This window comes from Streptomyces sp. RK9, assembly GCF_045070545.1.
GTDB classification, from domain to species: Bacteria; Actinomycetota; Actinomycetes; order Streptomycetales; family Streptomycetaceae; genus Streptomyces; species Streptomyces alboflavus.
Genome location: NZ_CP173703.1, coordinates 207,358 through 228,383, shown reverse-complemented (window position 1 = coordinate 228,383; position 21,026 = coordinate 207,358). Strand labels below are relative to the sequence as shown.

The 21,026-nt window shown below is 73.4% G+C and carries 19 protein-coding genes; 14 read left to right on the top strand and 5 right to left on the bottom strand.

Annotated elements, in window-relative coordinates:
* The first annotated feature begins 34 nt into the window (after positions 1-34).
* From AB6L24_RS01025 to AB6L24_RS01010, 4 genes are all read left to right on the top strand, one after another.
* Positions 35-2,839 (top strand): AMP-binding protein, encoded by a 2,805-nt coding sequence (locus AB6L24_RS01025; protein ID WP_405650904.1) that lies wholly within the window; start codon positions 35-37, stop codon positions 2,837-2,839.
* 28 nt (positions 2,840-2,867) lie between these two features.
* Positions 2,868-3,824, top strand: coding sequence for an NAD-dependent epimerase/dehydratase family protein (locus AB6L24_RS01020; protein ID WP_405650902.1), 957 nt, complete (start codon positions 2,868-2,870; stop codon positions 3,822-3,824).
* A 1-nt stretch (position 3,825) separates the two neighbouring features.
* Positions 3,826-5,892 (top strand): aminotransferase class I/II-fold pyridoxal phosphate-dependent enzyme, encoded by a 2,067-nt coding sequence (locus AB6L24_RS01015; RefSeq protein ID WP_405650900.1) that lies wholly within the window; start codon positions 3,826-3,828, stop codon positions 5,890-5,892.
* A gap of 79 nt (positions 5,893-5,971) precedes the next feature.
* On the top strand, positions 5,972-6,412 hold the full coding sequence (locus tag AB6L24_RS01010) for a hypothetical protein (protein ID WP_405650898.1): 441 nt from the start codon (positions 5,972-5,974) through the stop codon (positions 6,410-6,412).
* 72 nt (positions 6,413-6,484) lie between these two features.
* Here the strand turns inward: AB6L24_RS01010 and AB6L24_RS01005 are convergent, their stop codons facing one another.
* Complete coding sequence (locus tag AB6L24_RS01005; RefSeq protein WP_405650896.1) at positions 6,485-6,958, bottom strand: ATP-binding protein; 474 nt, start codon at positions 6,956-6,958, stop codon at positions 6,485-6,487.
* A gap of 148 nt (positions 6,959-7,106) precedes the next feature.
* The gene (locus AB6L24_RS01000) at positions 7,107-8,036 is read right to left on the bottom strand and encodes a LysR family transcriptional regulator (protein ID WP_405650894.1); all 930 of its coding nucleotides are present in this window, start codon (positions 8,034-8,036) and stop codon (positions 7,107-7,109) included.
* 70 nt (positions 8,037-8,106) lie between these two features.
* Here AB6L24_RS01000 and AB6L24_RS00995 point away from each other — a divergent pair, with 70 nt between their 5' ends.
* The gene (locus AB6L24_RS00995) at positions 8,107-8,706 is read left to right on the top strand and encodes a short chain dehydrogenase (protein WP_405650892.1); all 600 of its coding nucleotides are present in this window, start codon (positions 8,107-8,109) and stop codon (positions 8,704-8,706) included.
* Between the two features lie 6 nt (positions 8,707-8,712).
* Here the strand turns inward: AB6L24_RS00995 and AB6L24_RS00990 are convergent, their stop codons facing one another.
* The gene (locus tag AB6L24_RS00990) at positions 8,713-9,555 is read right to left on the bottom strand and encodes an aminoglycoside phosphotransferase (RefSeq protein ID WP_405650890.1); all 843 of its coding nucleotides are present in this window, start codon (positions 9,553-9,555) and stop codon (positions 8,713-8,715) included.
* Positions 9,556-9,768: 213 nt separating this feature from the next.
* On the opposite strand from AB6L24_RS00990, the gene AB6L24_RS00985 reads away from it, so the two are divergent.
* Positions 9,769-10,983, top strand: coding sequence for a cytochrome P450 (locus AB6L24_RS00985; RefSeq protein ID WP_405656990.1), 1,215 nt, complete (start codon positions 9,769-9,771; stop codon positions 10,981-10,983).
* A 28-nt stretch (positions 10,984-11,011) separates the two neighbouring features.
* On the opposite strand, the gene AB6L24_RS00980 is transcribed toward AB6L24_RS00985, so the two are convergent.
* Positions 11,012-12,190, bottom strand: a complete 1,179-nt coding sequence (locus AB6L24_RS00980; RefSeq protein WP_405650887.1) for a sensor histidine kinase — start codon at positions 12,188-12,190, stop codon at positions 11,012-11,014.
* Complete coding sequence (locus tag AB6L24_RS00975; RefSeq protein WP_405650884.1) at positions 12,171-12,824, bottom strand: response regulator transcription factor; 654 nt, start codon at positions 12,822-12,824, stop codon at positions 12,171-12,173. Before AB6L24_RS00975 ends, AB6L24_RS00980 begins: the two co-directional genes overlap by 20 nt.
* Positions 12,825-12,912: 88 nt before the next feature.
* Between AB6L24_RS00975 and AB6L24_RS00970 the strand changes: the two genes are divergently transcribed.
* From AB6L24_RS00970 to AB6L24_RS00935, 8 genes are all read left to right on the top strand, one after another.
* Complete coding sequence (locus tag AB6L24_RS00970) at positions 12,913-13,506, top strand: hypothetical protein (protein ID WP_405650882.1); 594 nt, start codon at positions 12,913-12,915, stop codon at positions 13,504-13,506.
* Positions 13,503-14,795, top strand: coding sequence for a peptidoglycan-binding protein (locus AB6L24_RS00965; protein ID WP_405650880.1), 1,293 nt, complete (start codon positions 13,503-13,505; stop codon positions 14,793-14,795). The genes AB6L24_RS00970 and AB6L24_RS00965 overlap by 4 nt, the downstream gene beginning before the upstream one ends.
* 41 nt (positions 14,796-14,836) lie before the next feature.
* Positions 14,837-15,646: an ABC transporter ATP-binding protein gene (locus AB6L24_RS00960; protein ID WP_405656989.1), complete on the top strand. Its 810-nt coding sequence runs from the start codon at positions 14,837-14,839 to the stop codon at positions 15,644-15,646.
* Complete coding sequence (locus AB6L24_RS00955) at positions 15,643-16,860, top strand: ABC transporter permease (protein WP_405650878.1); 1,218 nt, start codon at positions 15,643-15,645, stop codon at positions 16,858-16,860. The genes AB6L24_RS00960 and AB6L24_RS00955 overlap by 4 nt, the downstream gene beginning before the upstream one ends.
* Positions 16,861-16,993: 133 nt before the next feature.
* Positions 16,994-17,551 carry an HXXEE domain-containing protein gene (locus AB6L24_RS00950; RefSeq protein WP_405650876.1) on the top strand — a complete coding sequence of 186 codons (558 nt, stop codon included), beginning with the start codon at positions 16,994-16,996 and terminating at the stop codon, positions 17,549-17,551.
* Positions 17,552-17,765: 214 nt separating this feature from the next.
* A complete protein-coding gene (locus tag AB6L24_RS00945) occupies positions 17,766-19,334 on the top strand; it encodes a glycerophosphodiester phosphodiesterase family protein (protein WP_405650874.1) in 1,569 nt (522 codons plus the stop codon).
* 190 nt (positions 19,335-19,524) lie between these two features.
* Positions 19,525-20,595 (top strand): hypothetical protein, encoded by a 1,071-nt coding sequence (locus AB6L24_RS00940; protein ID WP_405650871.1) that lies wholly within the window; start codon positions 19,525-19,527, stop codon positions 20,593-20,595.
* A gap of 144 nt (positions 20,596-20,739) precedes the next feature.
* Positions 20,740-21,021 (top strand): peptidylprolyl isomerase, encoded by a 282-nt coding sequence (locus AB6L24_RS00935; protein WP_030363129.1) that lies wholly within the window; start codon positions 20,740-20,742, stop codon positions 21,019-21,021.
* Positions 21,022-21,026 lie beyond the last annotated feature (5 nt).

The following is a 21,026-nucleotide window of genomic DNA, read 5'->3' as shown; positions in this document are numbered from 1 at the left end:
TTTCCGACCCTTCTGATCGGAGGTCTTCGCCCCTATGCCGGACCACATATCCGCCTCGACGCTTCCGCACTTGCTGGAGAGCGCCGCACGGGACACCACCCGAGGCATCACCTTCATCGGCGGCTCGTTCCTGTCCTACGCCGAACTGCGGGACAGCGCCCGCCGGATCACCCGAGGACTGCGCGGCCGGGGCGCCGCCCCGGGAGACCGCGTACTGATCGCCGCGGGCGACCCCGAGTCCTTCTTCCGCGCCTTCTGGGGCTGTGTACTCGGCGGCCTCGTCCCGTGCCCCGTCGCGCCGCCCGCCGACCCCTCCCGGTGGCAGCCGCAACTGGAGCACCTGCGCGCCCTGTTGGACGACCCGCTGGTCGTCGCCTCCAAGGCCACCCACGGAGACCTGCCCGACATCGGCCTGCGCACCGTGACGGTGGAGGAACTGAGCCACGCCGAGCCCGACCCCGCCGACACCCACACCCCCGACCCCGGCGACCTCACCCTCCTCATGCTCACCTCCGGGTCCACCGGAGCCGGCAAGGCCGTCCGGCTCACCCACGCCAACCTGATCGCCGCCCAGGCGGGCAAGGCCGGGGCCCTCGAACTCGGCCCCACCGACACCTCGTTGAACTGGATCTCCACCGATCACATCGCCGCGATCGAGGCGCACCTGCTGCCCATGTTCAACGGCGCAGACCAGGTCATGGCCACCCCCGCGACGGTCCTCGCCGACCCGGTGGAGTTCCTCAGGCTGCTCACGGCGCACCGGGTGCGCGTGACCTTCACGCCGAACTTCCTCTTCGGGCAGATCAACCAGGCGCTCGCCGGGCGGCCCCCCGCCCGCGACGACGTGGACCTGTCGCACGTGCGGCACATCATCTCCGGCGGCGAGGCCACCGTCACCGCGACCGTGCGGGACTTCCTGGCCGCGCTGGCTCCGTACGGGCTGCGCCAGGACGTCGTCGTGCCCGCGTTCGGGATGACCGAGACGTGCGCGGGTAGCGTGTTCAACCGCGACTTCGCCGCGCGCGACCTGAAGACCGAGTTCCCTCCACTGGGGCAGCCGGTACGCGGCCTGCGCATCCGGATCACCGACGGTGAGGGACGGGTGGTCGCCGCCACCGACGAGCCGGGGCCTGCCGACGCGGGCGAGGTGCAGTTGCGCGGCCCGATGGTCACCGCCGGGTACTTCGGCAACGAGGAGGCCACGGCGGCGGCTTTCACGGCCGACGGCTGGTTCCGCACCGGCGACCTGGGGTCCCTCGACGCCGACGGCCGTCTGACGCTGGTCGGACGGACCAAGGACTCCATCATCGTCAACGGCGTCAACTACTACAGCCACGACCTGGAAGCGGCCCTCGACGAGCTGGACGACGTACGGCGGGGGCAGGTCGCGGCCTTCCCGACCCGGCCCGACGGCGCCGACTCCGAGCAGCTCGCCGTCGCGTTCGTCCCGGCGGGCGACCCCGCCGACGACACGGCGGTGTACCGGGCGATCGTCGCCGTCCGCAGCTCCACGGTGATGCACTGGGGATTCAGGCCCCAGCTGATCCTCCCCGTCACCGAGGAGCAGATACCCCGCAGCAACCTCGGGAAGATCCAACGCACCCGGCTGCGCACGGCCGTCGAAGCGGGCGGCCTGGACGCGGCGGCCCACCGGGCGAGCGAGGTGAGCACCCGCTTCCTCGGCGCCCACGTGCCGCCCGAGGGAGCCGCCGAGACCGCGCTCGCCGACATCTACGCCCGCGTCCTGAACGTCGAGGCGGTGCCGGTCACCGCGAGCTTCTTCGACCTGGGCGGCACCTCCCTGGACGTGCTGCGGCTCAAGCTGGAGATCCAGACCGGGTTCGGCATCGACGACGTACCGATGGCGACACTCCTGCAGGCCCCGACCGTACGGGCCCTCGCCGGGCGTCTCACCGGCGGGCGGAGCGCCCACGGCGACGCCGCCTACGACCCGCTGGTGCCCCTCCAGGTCACCGGCGACGGAACGCCGTTGTTCTGCGTGCACCCCGGCCTGGGGGAGGTGCTCGTGTTCGTGAACCTCGCCAAGTACTTCACCGGCGAGCGGCCGTTCTACGCGCTGCGGGCCCGGGGCTTCGGGCAGGGCGAGAGCCACTTCGCGTCGTTCGACGAGATGGTGTCCACGTACGTCGACGCGATGCGGCGGACCCAGCCCAGCGGGCCCTACGCCGTCGCGGGTTACTCGTACGGCGCGGCGGTCGCCTTCGAGATGGCCAAGCGACTCGAAGCGGACGGCGACGAGGTGAAGTTCGTCGGCGTCTTCAACCTGCCGCCGAGCATCTCCGGCCGCATGAACGAGATCACCTTCACCGACGGCGCCATCAACCTCGCCCTGTTCCTCGAACTCGTCGCCGCCGCCGACGTCGAAGGGCTCTCCACCAGGCTCCGCGGTCTGCCCGACGCCGACCAGCTCGCGTATCTGATCGACCAGGCACCACAGCGCCGTCTCACCGAACTCGACCTCACCGTCGAGCGGTTCACCGCCTGGGTGAACCTCGCCCAGAGCATGGTGCACCTGGGCCGCACCTACGAACCCTCCGGCTCTGTCGCGCGCACACAGGTCTTCTACTGCACCCCGCTGCGCGGCACCAAGGAGGAGTGGCTGAACGACCAGCTCCGCCACTGGGACGACTTCACCCGCGCCACCAACCGGTACATCGAGGTCGACGGCGAGCACTACACCCTCATGAGCCCGCAGCACGTACAGACCTTCCAGGCGACCCTGCGCCGCGAACTGGGCCGCGCACTCGCGGGACAGACCGCAGACAGCGCAGACAGCGGAGACACCGCTGCCAGCGCCGACACGGCCACGAGCCACTGACCACGCACACCACCAGGAGCCACTGACCATGCAAGGCAAGAAGATCCTGATCACCGGCGGCACCGGCCAGGTCGCGCGGCCCGTCGCCGAGGCGCTCGCCGCCGACAACGAAGTGTGGTGCCTGGGCCGCTTCGGCGACCTCACCGCCCGCAAGGCCCTGGAGGAACAGGGCGCCCGCACCTTCACCTGGGACATGGCGGACGGCGACCTGGAGGACCTGCCGCGCGACTTCACCCACGTCCTGCACTCGGCGGTGCACCGTGGTGACAAGACGGACTTCGACGCGACCGCGCGCGTCAACGCGGTCGGCACGGCGCGGCTCATGACGCACTGCGCCACCGCGGAGGCATTCCTGTACGTGTCGTCGGGCGTCGTCTACCACCGCGCCGACGGCACCCACCGCTACCGGGAGGGCGACCCCCTCGGCGGCACCGCGCCCTGGCTGCCGACCTACCCCGTCGCCAAGCTCTCCGCCGAAGGCGTCGTGCGGGGCCTGGCCGAGGCGCTCGGGCTGCCCTCGGTGATCGCCCGGCTCAACATCGCCTACGGCCCGTACGGCCACGGCGGTGTCCCCATGATCCTCTTCAACGAGATGCGCCGGGGCGAGCCGTGCGCGGTGCCGCGCGAGGGCCAGAACTACTGCAACCTCCTGCACACCGACGACGTCGTCCGGCAGGTGCCGCTGCTGTGGGAGGCGGCGCGCACGCCCGCGCAGGTCGTGAACTGGGGCGGTGACGAGGAGGTCGGCATCACCGACCTGCTGGAGTACATGTCCGCGCTCACCGGAGTGCCCGTCCTTCTGGAGCGGGGCGACTTCAGCCGCGAGACCGCGATCTTCGACCACAGCGTCCGCCGCGGCCTGATCGGCGACTGCTCGGTCGCCTGGAAGACCGGCATCGCCCGCACCCTGGCGGAGCTGTTCGAGGAGTACCAGGAACGCATCGGGGAGTACTTCGACACCCGGCTCGACAGCGGACGGAGCTAGCATGCGCAGGCCCTCAGATCTCGACGCGCTCCAGCAGATGCTGTGCGCCGCCCTCGGCTCCGCCGAACCCGTGGCCCCACTGGCCCGACTCGACCAGGACACCCCGGCGTTCGCCACGCTCGACCCCGCGGTCCTCCAACGCCCCACCCTCATCGGCGGCGGTTCCCTGTACAGCCCGACGAGCCCCGTCCCCGCCCCGCACGCCCTGGCGGAGCTGGCCCGCCGCGCCGACGCGTTGGACGTGCGCCAGATCCTCGTGCCCGGGGTGCGCCGCGGCGACGACACCGGCGCACTGCGGTCGGCGGGCCTCGCGCCGGTCCCCGCCGACCCCGAGTGCGTCGTGCGGCTGACCGGGGAGGTGGACGACGTGCTGCGGACCCGCGTCGGCGCCGACCGGCTCCGTGACGTCCGGCGCCGCCACCACGCCGTGTCCCAGGAAGCCACGTGGGAGCGGATACGGCTGCGCGACCTCGACGGGAAGCCGTGGGCGCGGGAGGCCTTCGCGGACCTCCACCGGCGCCAGGCGGAGCGGAGGCGTGCGGCGGAGCACGGGCGTGAGGCCGGGAGCGGGCGTGTGGCGGAGCACGGGCACGAGGCCGACGGCCGGTGTGAGCGCGACGGCAGGCGCGAGGGCGACGGCCGCCACCACCCGTACAGCGCCGACGCCCTCGACGCCCTCGCCCGCGGCGCGCTGGCCGACCGCAGCGAGATGTTCGTGCGCCGGCGCGGCGACACCGTCGTCCAGGCCGGGCTGACGATCACGTCCCACAACGGCCGGGGCGTCTACTGCCTCACGCAGGCCATCGACCACGAGGACGCCGCCGTGCGCGACGACCTGTACGTGGCCACCCTCCACCAGCTCTACGTCGACGCCCGGACGTCCGGCCTGGAGTGGGTGCACCTCGGCCGCGGTGACGCCGAGCGCATGCGGTGCCTCGGGGCCGACCTCTTCGTCCCCGTCGACCACTGGCTGCGCGCACCGGAGGCCACGGCCGCGGAGGACGGGCGGCGGGAACCGGAGCTGTCGCGGTTCACGGCCCCGCCCGTGACGACGGTGCCGGTGCCGGGCCCGGCCCGCTTCCGCCACCAGCCGCGGTTCGACACGGTCGACCTGACGAGCAACACCAACCCGTTCCTCGGACCCGAGAGCCAGTACCCCCACCTCGACACGGCCGAGCTCGCCCACACCTATCTGCGCACCATCTCGGCGCTGCCCGGCCACGCGGGCGTCGACGCCCTGACCACCGACCATGTGCTGTTCACCAGCGGGGCGGTGGACGGTGTCATGCTGCTCCTCGCGGCGCTGGCCTCGCCCGGCGAGAGCGTCTGCGTCACGCCCCCGACGTTCCCGCTGTACACCCACTTCGCGCGCGTCCTGCGGCTTCCGCTCGTGGAGGTGCCGCTGCGCGGGGAGGACCTCTCCGAGCTGGACACCGAGCGCATCCTGGCGGCGGACCCGCGGGTCACCATCCTGTGCGACCCGAACAACCCCGTCGGCACCAGGCTCGACCCGGAGGAGGTGCACGCCCTCGTCACGGGCACCAGTGGGGTCGTGGTCATCGACGAGGCGTACGTGGAGTTCAGCGAGAACCCCTCGTACGCGGCCCTGGTCGCCCGGCACGACAACCTCATCGTGCTCCGCACCCTCTCCAAGGCCTGGGGCCTCGCCGGGGCACGGTGCGGGGTCGCCCTCGCGCAGCCCGGCGTCATCGAGGCCCTGCGCCGCCTCCAGGTGCCCTTCGGGTTCACCGACGCCTCGCAGCGCGCCGTGCGGGCCCGGCTGACCGACGCGGGCCCGGCGCTCGCGAGCATCAAGCTCATCCGCGCCGAGCGGAAGCGGCTTGCCGCGGCACTGGCCGAACACCCCGCGGTGGACCGGGTGTTCCCCTCGCAGACCAACTTCCTGCTGGTCCGCCTCCACAAGCACGACCTGGTGATGGGGCGGCTCCGGGACGCGGGGATCGCCGTCGCCGACACGGGTCATGTCATCCCCGCCACGTGCCGTATCTCCGTCGGCAACCAGCGCGCGAACGACGCCCTCCTGGAGGCCCTGTCCTTCGCCCTGTGAGCCGACCGGCTCACGCGGCTTTCGACAGGCGCCGCCACCCCGCAGACCACCCCGACATCCCTCGGAAAGGACCCGTTTCGTGGGCACCGAGTCACACCCCGCCCCTGCGAGCCCGCCTCTGACCAGCACGGTCGTGGCCAAGGACTTCGACCGCTGGAGCCCGCCGCTGTTCAAGGACTTCGACGACAACGACCACAACGGCCGCGTCGGCCAGACCCTGCTCAAGGAGACCGAGACGCTGCGGGTCTGGGAGACCACGCTCCAGCCGGGCGAGCGCGTCCCGGTCCACCGCCACGTCCTCGACTACACGTGGATCGCTCTCACGGACGGCCGCGCCCGCCAGCACGCGGGCGACGGAGCCTCACGCGAGATCACGTACGTACGCGGGCAGACGCTCCACTTTCAGTTCGAGGCGGGGCAGCACCATCTGCACGACCTGAGGAACATCGGGGAGGAGGTCCTGTCCTTCCTGGTCGTGGAGACGAAGGACGGGGTGAACGAGCCCATCGAGCTTCGGTAGCCGGACAGGGGCGTGGGCGGCGGTTCGTGGCCGGTGGCCGGTGGCTGGTGGCGGGTGGAGGGTGGCCGGTGGTCACAGACCGCGGCCGGCCACGTCCCCGCCGGGGTCGTCGGCGAGCGCGATCGCCGTGGTGATCCGCTTGCCGACGGGCTCCCGGCGCACGTGCAGGCTCTGGCACACGGCCATGACGATCTCCAGGCCGTGCTGACCGATCCGGTCCGGATCGGCGGGCAGGACCGCGGGCAGCGCGGGTTCGCTGTCCCACACCGTGACGTTGACGGACCCGCCCTGCGCCTCCAGCGTCAGCAGGCACGGCCCCGGCGCGTACTTGCGGGCGTTGGTGACCAGCTCGCTGACCACCAGTTGCACGGTGCTCAGGACGCGCACGGAGACGGGCAGCCCGTGCACGGCTTGAATGTCGGTGAGGAACGACCGCGCCAGGTCCCGGGCGGCGCCGATCTCCTCGCTGCCCTCGAAGGCACGGGACACCGACAGGTCGACGCCGACCAGCGACGACACGTCGCTCTCCGTCGCAACCTGATCCATCCGGTCCGTCCCGCCCGCCATGAAGCCTTGTCTCACAGAAACGCCTCTACCCCGAAAACGTGCCGGAACGCGGCTGGATTTCGCCGCTCCTTCGCCGCCCGCCACGGCGTCCCCGTGACCGACGTCCGCGACGGCTGGGGCCCGCCGCTCAGGGTCGCCCCGCGCGTGTGGCCTCGGCGAGCAGCAGCCTGATGTGGTCCAGGAACTCCGCGGTCGCGGGGTGGCGCGGTACGCGCGGGTGGACGAGGTGGACGGTCACCGACGGCGCGTCCGTGAGCGGGACGTAGCGGACGGCGGGGTGCGGGTGGCTGTGGCCCGCGCTCTCCGCGGTGACGCCGACGGCCTCCCCGGTGGCGATGGTGGTGAGCCACTCGTCCACGCCCGGCACCTCGAAGGTGTGCGGGCGCCGCCCGGTCGGCCACAGATGCGCGGCCGTGGTCGCGGCCGTGGAGCAGATCACCACCGGCTCCTGCGACAGCTCCTCCAGGCGGACGGCCTCCCGGTCCGCGAGCACGTGGTCCACGGCCAGGGCGGCGACGCGGCGCTCGCGCAGCAGCGGTACGCACACCAGGTCGCTGTCGGGCACGGGCTCCGTGCGGACGAGCGCCACGTCGACCTCGCCGCGCCGCAGCGCCGCCTCCGGGTCGTCGCGGCGCAGGACCTGGGCCGCCGTGTCGGGCCGGTTCTCGCGCCAGGCGCGCAGCAGCGGCACCGTGTACCGGCCGAGGGCGGACCAGGCGAAGCCGATGCGCAGGGGGCGCCCGTCGGCGGCTGTCTCGGCCAGCGCGTCGTCGACCAGACGCAGGATGCGGTGGGCGTGGTCGACGAGGCGCCGTCCGGCGTCCGTGAGGGCCACGTGCCGGGTCGTGCGGTCGACGAGGCGGGTGCTCAGCCGGCTCTCCATCTGGCGCAGGGTGCGCGACAGGGCGGGCTGGCTGACACCGAGCGCGATCGCCGCATCGGTGAGGGTGCCTTCGGCGTCGATCGCCACGAGAGCGCGCAGATGCCGCAGTTCGACGTCGGCGGCGTCCCCGCGTCCGGCCCGGACGGCTGCCGCGGCCCCGCTCCCAGCATTCATAACCAGGAAGCATAAGCACTGCGTGTCGGACATTTCCCGGTGGACCCCGGGCGGCTCTAGGGTCCGCACCATGAAGATTCTTCTGATCGGTGCCGCCGGGAAGCTCGGCGCCGCCGTCCACCGGACGCTCACCGCACGCGGCCACAAGATCGTCACCGTCGGCCGCACCAGCGGCGACCTGCGCCACGACATCGCCGACCCGGCGGAGATCGCCGCCCTGTACGCGGCGGCCGGTCCCGTGGACGCGGTCGTCAGCGCCGCCGGGGACACCCCCTTCAAGCCCGTCGCCGAGATCGCGCCCGAGGACTACGAAGCGGCCTTCCGCGGCAAGGTGCTCAGCCAGATCGAACTCGTCCGCCAGGGCGTCGGACACGTCGCCGCCCGCGGGTCCTTCACGCTGATCTCCGGCGTACTCGCCGACGCGCCGATCCCCACCGGGAGCGCCGCGTCCATGGCGAACGGAGCGATCGAGGCCTTCGTCCGCGCGGCCGCCATCGAGATCGCCCCGCAGCGCGTCAACACGGTGAGCCCGACCGTCTTCACCGAGAGCCTCGACGACTACGGCTCCTTCTTCCCCGGCATGCCCTCCGTCGACCTCGCCCGCGTCACCGAGGCGTACGTCCGCTCCGTCGAGGGCGCGCAGACGGGGCAGGTCTACGCGGTGCGCTGACCCACCTCAGCCGCATGCGGCAAGGAGCCCCACGGCACGCCGACAGCGCCGGATCTCGGCGGCCGTGGCGCTCCCGCCGACCGGCTCGTCCGCCTCGGCACGCAGTTGCTCGCTCGCGGTGACGAGGCGGAAGGCCACCGCGCGGGCCACAAGGCCGACGAAGCGGGGACCGAACGCGGGCGCGGCCGCCCGCAGCAGCCAGGACCCGGCGCCGTGCCAGAGCAGGGCATCGCCCACCACGACCGCCTCGGCGAACCCCGGCGGCCGCCAGTACGGCGAGAAGTCGATGACCGCCGGGGCGAGCCCCGGCGCGAACAGGACGTTGCCCGTCAGATCACCGTGGACGAGCTGCGCCCGCTCCCGCGGAGGCGGGCCGTACAGCGCGACCAACTCCGCGTAGGGACCCCGCAGACCGGGCACCAGATCGGCCTCGCACTCCTGCCACGCGACCCGGTCACCCAGCGCCCACCGGTCCCGGCGCCGGTCCAGGAAAGCGGGGCGCGGCGCGTCGGCCAGCGCCCGGTGGAAGGCACGGCCCGCGGCGACGACGTCCAGCCAGCGGGGCGCGAGGGCGTGATCGGGCTCGGTGCCGGGGACGAAGCGGGACGCGCTCCACCCGTCGTACGTCCACGCGCCGGTGCGGGCGCGCAGGGGCCGTGCGACGCGGAAGCCGTCCTCGGGCAGGCCGTCCAGCAGATCGGCGAGCCAGTCCGCGAACTCGGCGTCGGGGCCGGTGGGCTTGAGCACCGCGTCGGCCACCCGGACACTGCGGCCTTCCCCGCCCGCCAGGCGAACGGGGCTTCCGGTCAGGCCGTAGGCGTCGAGCACCTCTCGTCCAGGGACAGTCATGAGCACCCTTCGGCGGGGAGCAGGCCGTCGGGGGTCGGCGGCCGGTCGGCAGGAGGGGAGTCGGTGGGCCCCGCCTGTCCGACGCCACGTCAGCGAGCACGTGCACGCCTGTAGCCCCAGGGCCACGACAGGGGGAAGCTCACCGCAGACAAGGCGCGTCACCCCCGGCCCTGGGAGGATCACGTGAACACGTCACGCCGTACGCCGTACCGGATGGACCCGGCCGGAGGCTGTCCGCACGCGGACAACGCCCGGCTGCTCGCGGAGGGCGCCGTGGCCGACGTGGTGCTCCCCGGGGAGGTGCCGGGGGCTGCGGTCCTGGGGTACGAGGCGCTGAAGGAGTTCCTCGGGCATCCCGAAGTCGCCAAGGGGGCCGCGCACTTCACCGCGCTGCGGGAGGGCGCGATACCCGACGGCTGGCCGCTGCGGACCTTCGCCACCGTCCCGGGCATGACCACCGCCGACGGGGACGACCACCGGCGCCTTCGCACCCTGGTCAGCAAGGCGTTCTCCGCGCGCCGCGTAGAGGCGCTGCGGCCGCGGATCGAGACGCTGACCGCCGAACTCCTGGACCGGCTGGCCGAGGCAGCCGACGGCGGCGACGGGATCGCCGACCTGCGCGCCTCCTTCGCGCTTCCGCTGCCGATGGGCGTGATCTGCGAACTGCTCGGCGTCGACACCGAACACCGGGACCTCCTGCACCACTTGTCGAACCAGGTGGTGAGCACGGCCATCGGGCCGCAGGAGGCGATCGCCGCCAACCGCGCGATGACGGCAGCGCTCGCTGCCGTCGTCGACGCCCGGACCGAGCACCCCGGCGACGACCTGACCAGCGCGCTGATCGCGGCCCGAGACGAGGACGGCGACCGGCTCAGCCCCCAGGAGCTGATCGGCACCCTCCTCCTGATGGTCGTCGCCGGACACGAGACGACGCTGAACCTGATCACCAACGCCGTCCGCGCCCTGTGCGCCCACCGCGACCAGCTCCAGCTCGTGCGCTCGGGCGAGGCCGACTGGCCGGACGTCGTCGAGGAGACCCTCCGCTGGGACAGCCCGGTCAGCTACTTCCCGTTCCGCTACCCGACCCGCGACCTCACCCTGCACGGCACTCTCATCCCCCAGGGCACGCCCGTCCTCGCCGGTTACTCCGCCGCCGGACGCGACACCGCGGCGTACGGTCCGGACGCCTCGCTCTTCGACGTCACCAGGCCCGCCCGGACCACCGGGACCGCACGCCACCTCTCCCTCGGGCACGGCGCGCACTACTGCCTCGGCGCGCCCCTCGCCAGGATGGAGGCGACGATCGCCCTGGAGCGCCTGTTCACCCGCTTCCCCGACCTGGACCTGGCCGTCCCCGCGGCCGGACTCGCCCGGCACGAGGGCTTCGTGGGCAACAGCGTGCGGGAGCTGCCGGTGCGCCTGTCCTGAGCGGTGCCGAAGGCGTGCGCGTCCGCCGTCACTCGCTTCCCGCCCCCTCCAGGGCCCGTGCCGCGGGGCCGAACGTCACCGTGATGTCGAGGCCGCCCTCGGACCCGGGCCGAGCGGTCACCGGCGCGCTGTGGGCCTCGGCGACGGCGGCGACGATCGACATGCCGAGGCCGTGGCCGTCCGGGGTTCCCGCGCGCGTCTCGAAGCGCTGGAAGGGCTGGAAGAGCGCCTCGACGCGCTCGTGCGGGATGACAGGACCGCTGTTGGTCACCCGCAGCACGGGGCGGCCGTCCCGCACGCCGGTGCGCACCCGCGCCCAGCCACCGGGGACGTTGTGGCGCACCGCGTTGCTGACGAGGTTCGTCACGAGGCTCTCCAGGAGCCGCGGGTCGCCGACCGTGGGCGCCGGGGCGAGCGACAGGTCGATCCGCACCTCAGCGGCCTGCTCCGCGAGGACCGTCTCCGCGATCGCCGCCAGGTCCGTGTCCTCGCGCCGCTGGAGGCCGCGCTGACTGCGGGCCAGGGTGAGGAGCGCCGCGATCAGGTGCTCCTGGCGCTCGCCCGTCGCCAGCAGGCGTTCGCACACGGTGCGCAGCGACTCCTCGTTCGCCGCGGGGTTGGCGAGCGCCACCTCGATCATCGCCCGTTGCAGGGTCAGCGGGGTGCGCAGCTCGTGCGAGGCGTTGGCGACGAAGCGCCGCTGCGTGGTGAAGGCGGTGTCGAGACGCCCGAGCAGGCCGTCGAAGGTGTCACCGAGGTCCTTGAGCTCGTCGTCCGGACCACCGACCGCGAGCCGCTCGTGCAGATTGCGCTCGGAGATGCGGCGCGCCTTGTCGGCCATCGTACGGACCGGGCGCAGCGCGCGACCCGCCATCAGCCACCCCAGGGCCACCGACACGGCCGACATCAGGGCGAGCGCGATCCCGGACTGCGTGAGCAGCTGCTTCAGCATCGCCTTGCGCTGCTCGCCGCCCACGTCGGGCAGTTGGTCCGCGTCGTGGGGCAGCCAGGGCGCCGGGCCCGGTGCGGTCTTGCGGATGATCTGGGGATCGCGGGTGGCGACGAGGACGTACGTGATGATGAGCAGCGCGGCCCCGGACACCAGGAACAGGGCGCCGTACAGGAGCGTCAGACGCAGCCGCACGGTCCAGCGGAAACGGCGCGGCGCGGGGGAGGGGGCCGCCGGGTCAGATGCGGTAACCGGCATGGGGGACAGTCTCGATCACCGGCGGGTGGCCCAGCTTGCGGCGGAGCCGGCTGATGGTGACCTTCACGGTGTTGGTGAACGGGTCGGTGGCCTGGTCCCAGGCGCGCTCCAGCAACTGCTCCGCGGACACGACCCCGCCCTGCGCGCTGAGCAGCAGCTCCAGGACGGCCAGTTCCTTCGGGGACAGTTCGAGGCGCCGACCGTCCCTGCGGGCGACGCGCTGCGCCGAGTCCAGGGTGAGGTCGCCGCGGCTGAGCACCGGCGGCACGGCCGGGTGGGCGCGGCGGGCCAGGGCTCGCACCCGGGCGATGAGTTCGGCGAAGGCGAACGGCTTCGGCAGATAGTCGTCCGCGCCGAGGGAGAGCCCGTCGACCCGGTCCTCGATGGTGGTGGCGGCCGTGAGCATCAGCACCCGGCAGCGGCCGCCGCTCTCGACCAGGGTCCGGCACACCTCGTCGCCGTGGAGACGGGGCAGGTCACGGTCCAGGACGACGACGTCGTAGTCGTACACGGCGGCGAGGTCCAGGGCCTCTTGGCCGTCGAACGCGAGGTCGACGGCCATGCCGTCCTGGCGCAGGCCGGTGGCCACGGTGACGGCCAGCTCCTGATGGTCCTCGACGATGAGCACGCGCATAGCCGTCAGGATGCCGGAGGCGGGGTTACACCGGCATAACAACCAGCGTTCCTGCGGTGTAACCCCCCACTACGTAGACCTGGATCGCATGACAAGGACGAACAAGCGCACCAGCGCACACATACGCGTCGCCACCCCGCTGCTCGTGCCGCTCCTGCTGACCGGGGCGCTCCTGACGGCCTGTTCGGACGGGTCGTCGAAGGCGGCGGCCGACGAGGACGCGGGGAAGAAGGCGGGCGAGGGGGCGCAGGCGTCGCCGACGAGCCCGCAGGAACGCGGCCTCGCGTACGCCAAGTGCATGCGGGAGAACGGCGTGGCGAAGTTCCCCGACCCGGAGGGCGGCGGCATCAGGCTCGGGCCCGACTCCGGGGTCGACATGGGGTCTCCGGAGTTCAAGAAGGCCCAGGAGGCCTGCAAGGACCTCTCGCCGCAGGGGGAGGGCGGCCCGAACGGCGGCAAGCCGCTCGACTCCGCCAAGGTCGCCGCGTGGGCGAAGTGCATGCGCGAGAACGGCGTGCCCAAGTTCCCCGACCCGGAGATCGACGGCGGCTCCATGGTCATCGACATGTCGGCAGTCGGGATGGCGGGCGACGACCCCAAGTTCGAGAAGGCCATGGAGGCCTGCCGGGACAAGCGGCCGAGCGGCGGCGTCATGATGCGGGGCGGCGGTGGCGGCCGGTGAGCGGGGCGGAGACCGAGGACAGGGCGCACGTCGGCGGCGACCCGGCCGACGGCAGGGCTGAGGGCACCGTGCTCGACAGCACCGCCGTCCATGCGGATGCCGACGTCGAAGCCGGCCCCGATGAGCCTGCCGCCGAGCCCGCACGGCGCCGACGGCGCCCGATGCGCACCTCCCTCGTCGTGCTGGCCGCGACAGCCGTCGCCGGAGCGGGCGGACTCGCCGCGACGGGCACCATCGGAGGCGACGGCACGGGCACGTCCGAGGCCGCCCCGGCGGGCCCGGCGAGGACCGCCGCAGTCGAGAAGAGGACGCTGACCCGGGGCGAGACCGTCGAGGGCACCCTCGGGTACGGCGAGGCGACCCCGGTGCGCGCCGGGGCAGGCGGCGGAGGCGAGCCCGAGGCCGGGGCCGACGCGAAGGGCGGCGGGAGTCCCACCGGCTCCGAGGGAACGCTGACCTGGCTCCCCGACGAGGGGAAGGTGCTCGAACGCGGCGACGCGGTGTACGCCGTGGACGAGAAGAAGGTGCCCCTCCTGTACGGCTCCACACCGCTCTACCGCACGCTCGACGCGGGCGCCGAAGGCAACGACGTACGCCTCCTGGAGAAGAACCTGGCGGCACTCGGCCACACCGGCTTCACCGTCGACGACACGTACACCGCGGGCACCGCGCGGGCCGTCGAGGACTGGCAGCGGGACCTGGGCCGGGAGGAGACCGGCGAGGTCGCGCCGGGCGACGCGGTGGTGGCGAGCGGGGCCAGGCGGGTCGACCGGGTCGAGTCCGCCCGCGGCGACTCGGCCTCCGGCGACGTGCTCACCTGGACCGGTACGCGGCGGACGGTCACCGTCGACCTGGAGGCGCGGTACGAGGACCTGGTCGAGGAGGGGACGAAGGCCGCCGTCGCCCTGCCCGACGGCACCGAGGCCGAGGCCCGGGTGACCGACGTCGGCAACGCCGCCACCGCCGAGCCCGCCGAGGGCGGCGACTCCGAGGGCGGCGCGGACGAGGCCACCCTGCCGGTCGAACTCACCGTCGAGGACCAGAAGAAGCTCGGCCGCTACCAGGCCGCCCCCGTGGACGTGACGCTGGCCGCGGAGACCCGCGAGGACGCCCTCGCCGTGCCCGTCGACGCCCTCGTCGCCCGCAAGGGCGGCGGCTACGCGGTCCAGGCCGTCACCGGCTCGGCCGTGGAGTACCGGCCGGTGGAGCTCGGCCTGTTCGCGGGCGGCATGGTCGAGGTGTCCGGCGACGGCATCACCGAGGGCCTGAAGGTGGCGGTGCCGAAGTGAGGCCGCAGGCAGAGAAGGCGCGGCCCGTCGTGGGGGCGCCGGTGGGGGAGCCGGGGCAGGAAACGCCGCCGCCCGTCGTCGAGTTGGAGGGCGTGTCGAAGACGTACGGGGACGTCGTCGCGCTCGCCGGGGCCGGGATCGTCGTGCGGCGCGGGGAGATGCTCGCGATCGTCGGCCCCTCCGGCTCCGGCAAGTCCACGATGCTCAACATCATGGGGACCCTGGACCGCCCCTCGGCGGGCACGGTCCGCGTCGACGGCCACACCGTCGACGCCCTGTCGGACCGTCAGCTCTCCGCGCTGCGCGCCCGCACCATCGGCTTCGTGTTCCAGGCCTTCCACCTGGCGGCGGGCGTACCGGCCCTGGACGCGGTCGCGGACGGCCTGCTCTACAGCGGACTGCCGAGGGGCGAGCGGCGCGATCTCGCGGAGCGCGCGCTGCGCGGAGTCGGGCTCGGCAGGCGCCTCCACAACGAACCGCACCAGCTGTCCGGCGGCGAGAAACAGCGCGTCGCCATCGCCCGGGCCGTGCTCGGAGATCCGCCGCTGCTGCTCGCCGACGAGCCGACGGGCGCACTCGACTCACGATCCGGCGAGGTGGTGATGGAGCTCCTGCACACCCTGCACCGGGCGGGCACGACGGTCGTCGTCATCACGCACGACCGGGACATCGCGGCGTCGCTGCCCCGGGAGGTGCGCATCAAGGACGGCAGGATCGAGCACGACTCCGCGGCCGGGAGCGCGGCTGGGGGCGGGGCTGGAGGCGCGGCTGGGAACGTAGCTGGGACAGCCACCGGGACCGCTGCTGAGACAGCCGTCGGGGAAGCCGTCACGGAACGGGTGGGCGCATGAGCACGGTCACTCCCACGCCGCCACGGCTGACTCCGGCGCGGCTGAGCCCCGCGGACGTCGTGCGGACCGGCGGCTCCGGCCTGCGCTCGCGCCCGATGCGCGTCTTCCTCTCGGCCCTCGGCATCGCGATCGGCATCGCCGCGATGATCGGCGTCGTCGGCATCTCCACCTCCAGCCAGGAGGATCTTGACCGCACACTCGCGGCGCTCGGCACCAACCTCCTGACGGCGGCACCCGGCCAGTCCTTCAGCGGCGGCGCCGCCCACCTGCCGGACGAGGCCGTCGCCATGGTCGGCGCGATCGACGGAGTGGAGTCGGTCTCGGCGATCGGCAAGACCGACGCGAAGGTGTACCGCAACGACCACGTCCCGGAGGAGGTGACCGGCGGCATCGGTGTCTACGCGGCCCGCACCGACCTGCCGGACACGATCGGCGTGGACGTCACCGACGGCCGCTGGCTGACCGCGGCCACGCACCGCTACCCGGCCGTCGTCCTCGGAGCGAAGGCCGCCGCCCAGCTCGGCGTGTACGGCTCCGGGCCGGACGCCCAAGTGTGGCTCGGCGACCGGTGGTTCACCGTCGTCGGCCTCCTCGCGCCGAACGAACTCGCCCCCGAGCTGGACTCGGCCGCACTCGTCGGCTGGCCCGCGGCCGAGAAGGAGCTGGACTTCGACGGGTTCGCCACGACGGTGTACGCGCGCGCCGAAGGCACGGCCGTGAGCGACGTGCAGCAGGTCATGGGCGCGACGGCCAACCCGGAGAACCCCAACGAGGTCAATGTCTCCCGCCCCTCCGACGCGCTCGCGGCGAAGCAGGCCACGGACGACACCCTGTCCGGGCTCCTCCTCGGCCTCGGAGCCGTGGCGCTCCTGGTGGGCGGGGTCGGCGTGGCCAACACCATGGTCATCTCCGTCCTGGAGCGCCGGGCGGAGATCGGCCTGCGCCGCTCCCTGGGCGCGACCCGGGGCCAGGTCCGGACCCAGTTCCTGTGCGAGTCCCAGCTGTTGTCGGCCCTCGGCGGCCTCGGCGGCGTGGCCCTCGGCATCGCGGTGACGGCGGGCTACGCCGGATATCAGGGATGGCCGACGGTGGTTCCGTTGTGGGCCATGGTCGGCGGGGTGGCCGCGACGCTCCTGATCGGCGGCCTGGCCGGCTTCTACCCGGCGGTCCGCGCGGCGCGGCTCCCGCCGACGGAGGCGCTGGCGGCGGCGTGAGGTGTGCGAGGTGCCCCTCGGCGCCGGATCGACGGACCGGGCTTGCCGTGTGAGCTGGGCCCGTTGTCGGCGATGTTCCGGTGGCCAGGGGCTCTCCGGGAGTACGTGATGCGTGCTGGCAGACTTCTTGGCCATGAGCGGACATGGGGTGGGCGAGGGTGACGGAGGGGTCGGAGCCGGCGTGACGTTCGGGCTGCTGGCCGCGTGGGCGGTGCATGACCTGGAGGAGGTGGCCACGGTGCCTGGCTGGGCCCGCGAGCGGGTGCCCGAGCTGCGGCAGCGCTTCCCGGAGGTGCCGGAACGGATGTGGCGGCGCCTGGAGTCCGTGGACGGGCGCGAGTTCGCGACGGCCGTGGCCGGGATGGCCGTGGTGATGGCCGCCGCTGCCGCCGCCGGACACCGCACTGGTGGCCGCTCCGGCTTCTACCAAGGGGCTCTCAACGGTTTCGGACTGCACGCCCTGGTGCATCTGGCCCAGGCCGCCGCCGTACGCGGATACACACCCGGCGCGGTCACCTCGCCGTTGGTGGTCATCCCCTTCACGCTGTGGGCTCGCGGTCGGCTGCGGCGCGCAGGTGTCCTGCGTCCCGCACGGCCGCGCGACGCGGTGCAGGGGGTGGCGTTGGCCGCGGTGGCCACGGCCGGGACGCACATGGTGGCGCGACGGATCGTGGGCCGGGGCGGACGCTGAGGTGGGCCGCTGTCGTGCCGGGGTGGATGCTGAGGTGGGCCGCTGTCGTGCCGGGGTGGATGCTGAGGTGGGCCGCTGTCGCGCCGGGCGGGTTGCGTCACGCCGGTGTCTTCGAGCCTGGCAAGGGTCAGCCGCGTCGGCGAGGGGCTGACCCCGGCGACAGGCCGGGGCGCGGTCGTGGACGGACGGCACACGCGGCCCGATGCTCTCACCCATGCCCCCGCTCACGATCTTGCGCCGCGTCGACAAGTCCCATCCGGGCAGCACTTCTCCGACCTCGGACAGCAACACCTCGCCGACTCCGGGCAGCACGGCCACGACCCCGAACAGCGCCTCTCGCACCCCGAGTCGCACCACCCCCACCCGTAGCCGCAGCCTCGCCCTCCTCGCCACGAGCACCGTCTGCGCGACGGCACTCGCCGCCACCCCGGCCACCGGCGCGACCGAGCGCCGGGCCCCCACCGACACCCCCGCCGACACCCCCGCAGACCGCGCCCACCGCGACTTCCTCGACCACGGCCCCGGCATCGCCGTCATGACCGCCGCCCACCGCGGCCAGTGGCGGAAGGCCCCCGAGAACAGCCTCGCCGCACTCCGCGCCGCCTTCGCCGACGGCGCCGAGATCGTCGAGGCGGACGTCCGGCTGACCAAGGACGGCGTCCCCGTCCTGATGCACGACGCGACCGTGGACCGCACCACCGACGGCACCGGCCGTGTCGCCGACCTCAGCTACGCCCACCTGCGCACCCTGCGCCTGCGCGCGGGCCTCGGCGGCCGGCAGGCGGCGCTCACCGGCCACCGCGTCCCCACCCTCGCCGAGGCCATGCGCGCCGCCAGGACCAGCGGACTCGTCAACCTCGACCAGGCCTGGAAGGACCGCGAGGCCGTCTGGCGCGTCCTGACGGAGACCGGCACCGTGCGCAACGGCCTCTTCAAGTCCGCCGCGCCCGTGCCCGAGGTACGGGCGTTCCGCACCCGTCATCCCGACGCGCTCTACATGCACCTCGTCGACGACACCAACGCCGCCTCCGTCACGGAGTTCGGCACGGACCGGCCACCCGCGTTCGAGGTCGTCTTCGACGACGTCGGCGACGCCGTGGCCGACGCCGCGTTCCTGCGAGGGCTGCGGTCGACGGGCCGCGTGTGGATCAACAGCATGCGGGACGCCCTCGCCGCCCGGTACACCGACGAGGCCTCGCTGATCGCGCCCGCGCGCGGCTGGGCCACGCTCATCGGCGTCTACGGCGCGTCGGTCCTGCAGACGGACAACGTCGAGGCGTTGGAGTCCTACCTCGCCACGGGGGTGGCGGGCGCGGTGCCGTCCGGCGCGGTACGCGTGCAGGCGGAGGACTACGCCCCGGGCGGCGAGGGCGTGGGCTACCACGACGTCGACGCGGGCAACCGGGGCGACGGGCCCGGCCGGTCCGGCGAGGGCGTCGACGTGTGCGACCTCGACGGCGCCGTGGCCGTGTGCTGGATGCGCGGCTCGGAGTGGCTCGCCTACGAGGTGGACGTGCCGCAGTCCGGCCGCTACACGCTCAAGGCCCGTGTGTCGTCCCCGTACACACCCGCGGGGACCTACCGCGTCGCCGTCGACGGCGGCACCCCCGGCGCGCCCGTGGCCGTCACCAGCACGACGTCCCACCAGGCCTTCGCCCTCCAGGACAGCCGCCAGACCCGGGAGTTGACGAAGGGACGGCACACCCTGCGGCTGTCCCTGGACACGGCCGCGTACCAGAACTGGAACCTCGACCACCTCCAGCTGGAGCCGGTCGGCGACTGAGCGCCCGCCATGGCACCACGCACGCCTCCGAGGAGGGGGCGATCGCGTACCGGGAGGACCGGGTGGAGTCCGACTCGGCGGAGTGGCCCGGGCCCTGGGACGAACCTGTGAAACGCAGGTCGCGAGGCGTACACACACCGCGTGCGAAAATTCGTTCTTCATGACGTCCGAGACATGACGGGGGAGACGCGTGAATCAGGTGATCTATGCCGAGCGGTCCCGGAACCCCTTCGCCCAGCTCGTGCAGTTGACCGAGCAGGGGCTGAAGGCCAACTACCGCACGACACCGCTCGGTGAACTGCACCTCGCCGCGATGGCGGACGCGTACCGGCGGGGGCGCTGGCTCGGCGCCGGGGGCACGGAACGCGGCCTCGAGGAACTGGCGGAGGGGCCGGGTGTCGTGCCGGTCACCCGCGTCACCGGCACCACCAGGCCGATCAAGGTCCGCAGGGCGGCCGAGTTCGCGCACCGCCTGGGGGAGCTGGCGCTGCGGGAGAGCGGCGGCGCCGCGCGGGTGGCGGCGCTGGCGACGCAGGCCGACGTGGAGGGCGTGCCCCTGTGGCTGGCCCGGCGGACCGCCCCGGGCCCCGCGGGTCCGGTGACCGTCGTGGTCGACCGCCGCCTGATCCGGGTGGACGTGTGGGGGCCCTACGCTCCGGCCGTCCGGATCCGGGCGCCGCACGGCCTCGTCACCACCGACAGGTCACCGGGCCGCGGACTCGTCCTCACCGTGGGCGAGGCCGCCGTCCCGCTCACCCTGACCAAGGTGTGGCGCAAGTCCCGGAGCTTCGTCAGCGCGCAGGGCCCGCAGGGCTTCTGGGAGCTGCGCCGCGTGGACTCCCTCTCCTCGGAGCTGCTGCGCGACGGGCGCAGGGTCGCCCTGATCAGGCGCCCCGAGCGGCGCCGCCGCCCCGTGCCGGACACGGTCCTGCTGCCGCTCACGGAGATACACCACGACACCCCCGACCCGCTCGACGCCGTCATGGCGCACACCTTCGCCGTCGCCTTCGGCCTCGGCGACACCACCGGCGCCTATCGCTTCCGCGCCGAGAAGCCCCGCAACGCCCGCGGCGACGAGCCCGTGGCGATCGAGTGGGACGCCTCCTGGTTCAGCAACCTCGGCTGGGGCGGCGACGACAACGACTCCGGTGGCGGGGACGGCTGGGGCTCGGACGGCGGGGACGGCGGCGACGGAGGAGGCGGCGGCGGGGACGGCGGCGGTGGCGGGGACGGTGGTGGCGGTGGTGGTGGCGGGGACTGACCGCGGCGGGACCGACCGCGGCTCGGTCGGCGGCCGAGGGTCGGCCGACATCGCCGCGTTCGAGGGACGTCGCGCCGCCCCCAGCCGTGATCAGTAACATTCCGGGTAGCTCGTTCGATGAACCTCTACTCGAAAGGCAACACCATGCCCCGTGCCACCGCCCGCCACATCCTGGTCAAGACCGAGACCGAGGCGTCGCAGCTGAAGGAGCAGATCGAGGGCGGCGCGGACTTCGCCGAGCTCGCCAAGAAGCACTCCTCGTGCCCCTCCTCCCGCAACGGCGGCGACCTCGGCTCGTTCGGACCGGGTCAGATGGTCGCCGAGTTCGACCAGGTGGTCTTCAGCGCCCCGGTCAACACGGTCCAGGGCCCGGTGAAGACGCAGTTCGGCCTGCACCTCATCGAGGTCACCAGCCGCGAGGACTGAGGCCT

What these genes read in the sequence shown, in the direction of transcription:
- AB6L24_RS01025 (WP_405650904.1), top strand. Translation starts at nt 35, where the DNA reads ATGCCGGACCACATATCCGCCTCGACGCTTCCGCACTTGCTGGAGAGC.
- AB6L24_RS01020 (WP_405650902.1), top strand. Translation starts at nt 2,868, where the DNA reads ATGCAAGGCAAGAAGATCCTGATCACCGGCGGCACCGGCCAGGTCGCG.
- AB6L24_RS01015 (WP_405650900.1), top strand. Translation starts at nt 3,826, where the DNA reads ATGCGCAGGCCCTCAGATCTCGACGCGCTCCAGCAGATGCTGTGCGCC.
- AB6L24_RS01005 (WP_405650896.1), bottom strand. Translation starts at nt 6,958, where the DNA reads ATGGATCAGGTTGCGACGGAGAGCGACGTGTCGTCGCTGGTCGGCGTC.
- AB6L24_RS01000 (WP_405650894.1), bottom strand. Translation starts at nt 8,036, where the DNA reads ATGAATGCTGGGAGCGGGGCCGCGGCAGCCGTCCGGGCCGGACGCGGG.
- AB6L24_RS00995 (WP_405650892.1), top strand. Translation starts at nt 8,107, where the DNA reads ATGAAGATTCTTCTGATCGGTGCCGCCGGGAAGCTCGGCGCCGCCGTC.
- AB6L24_RS00990 (WP_405650890.1), bottom strand. Translation starts at nt 9,555, where the DNA reads ATGACTGTCCCTGGACGAGAGGTGCTCGACGCCTACGGCCTGACCGGA.
- AB6L24_RS00985 (WP_405656990.1), top strand. Translation starts at nt 9,769, where the DNA reads ATGGACCCGGCCGGAGGCTGTCCGCACGCGGACAACGCCCGGCTGCTC.
- AB6L24_RS00980 (WP_405650887.1), bottom strand. Translation starts at nt 12,190, where the DNA reads ATGCCGGTTACCGCATCTGACCCGGCGGCCCCCTCCCCCGCGCCGCGC.
- AB6L24_RS00975 (WP_405650884.1), bottom strand. Translation starts at nt 12,824, where the DNA reads ATGCGCGTGCTCATCGTCGAGGACCATCAGGAGCTGGCCGTCACCGTG.
- AB6L24_RS00970 (WP_405650882.1), top strand. Translation starts at nt 12,913, where the DNA reads ATGACAAGGACGAACAAGCGCACCAGCGCACACATACGCGTCGCCACC.
- AB6L24_RS00955 (WP_405650878.1), top strand. Translation starts at nt 15,643, where the DNA reads ATGAGCACGGTCACTCCCACGCCGCCACGGCTGACTCCGGCGCGGCTG.
- AB6L24_RS00950 (WP_405650876.1), top strand. Translation starts at nt 16,994, where the DNA reads ATGAGCGGACATGGGGTGGGCGAGGGTGACGGAGGGGTCGGAGCCGGC.
- AB6L24_RS00945 (WP_405650874.1), top strand. Translation starts at nt 17,766, where the DNA reads ATGCCCCCGCTCACGATCTTGCGCCGCGTCGACAAGTCCCATCCGGGC.
- AB6L24_RS00935 (WP_030363129.1), top strand. Translation starts at nt 20,740, where the DNA reads ATGCCCCGTGCCACCGCCCGCCACATCCTGGTCAAGACCGAGACCGAG.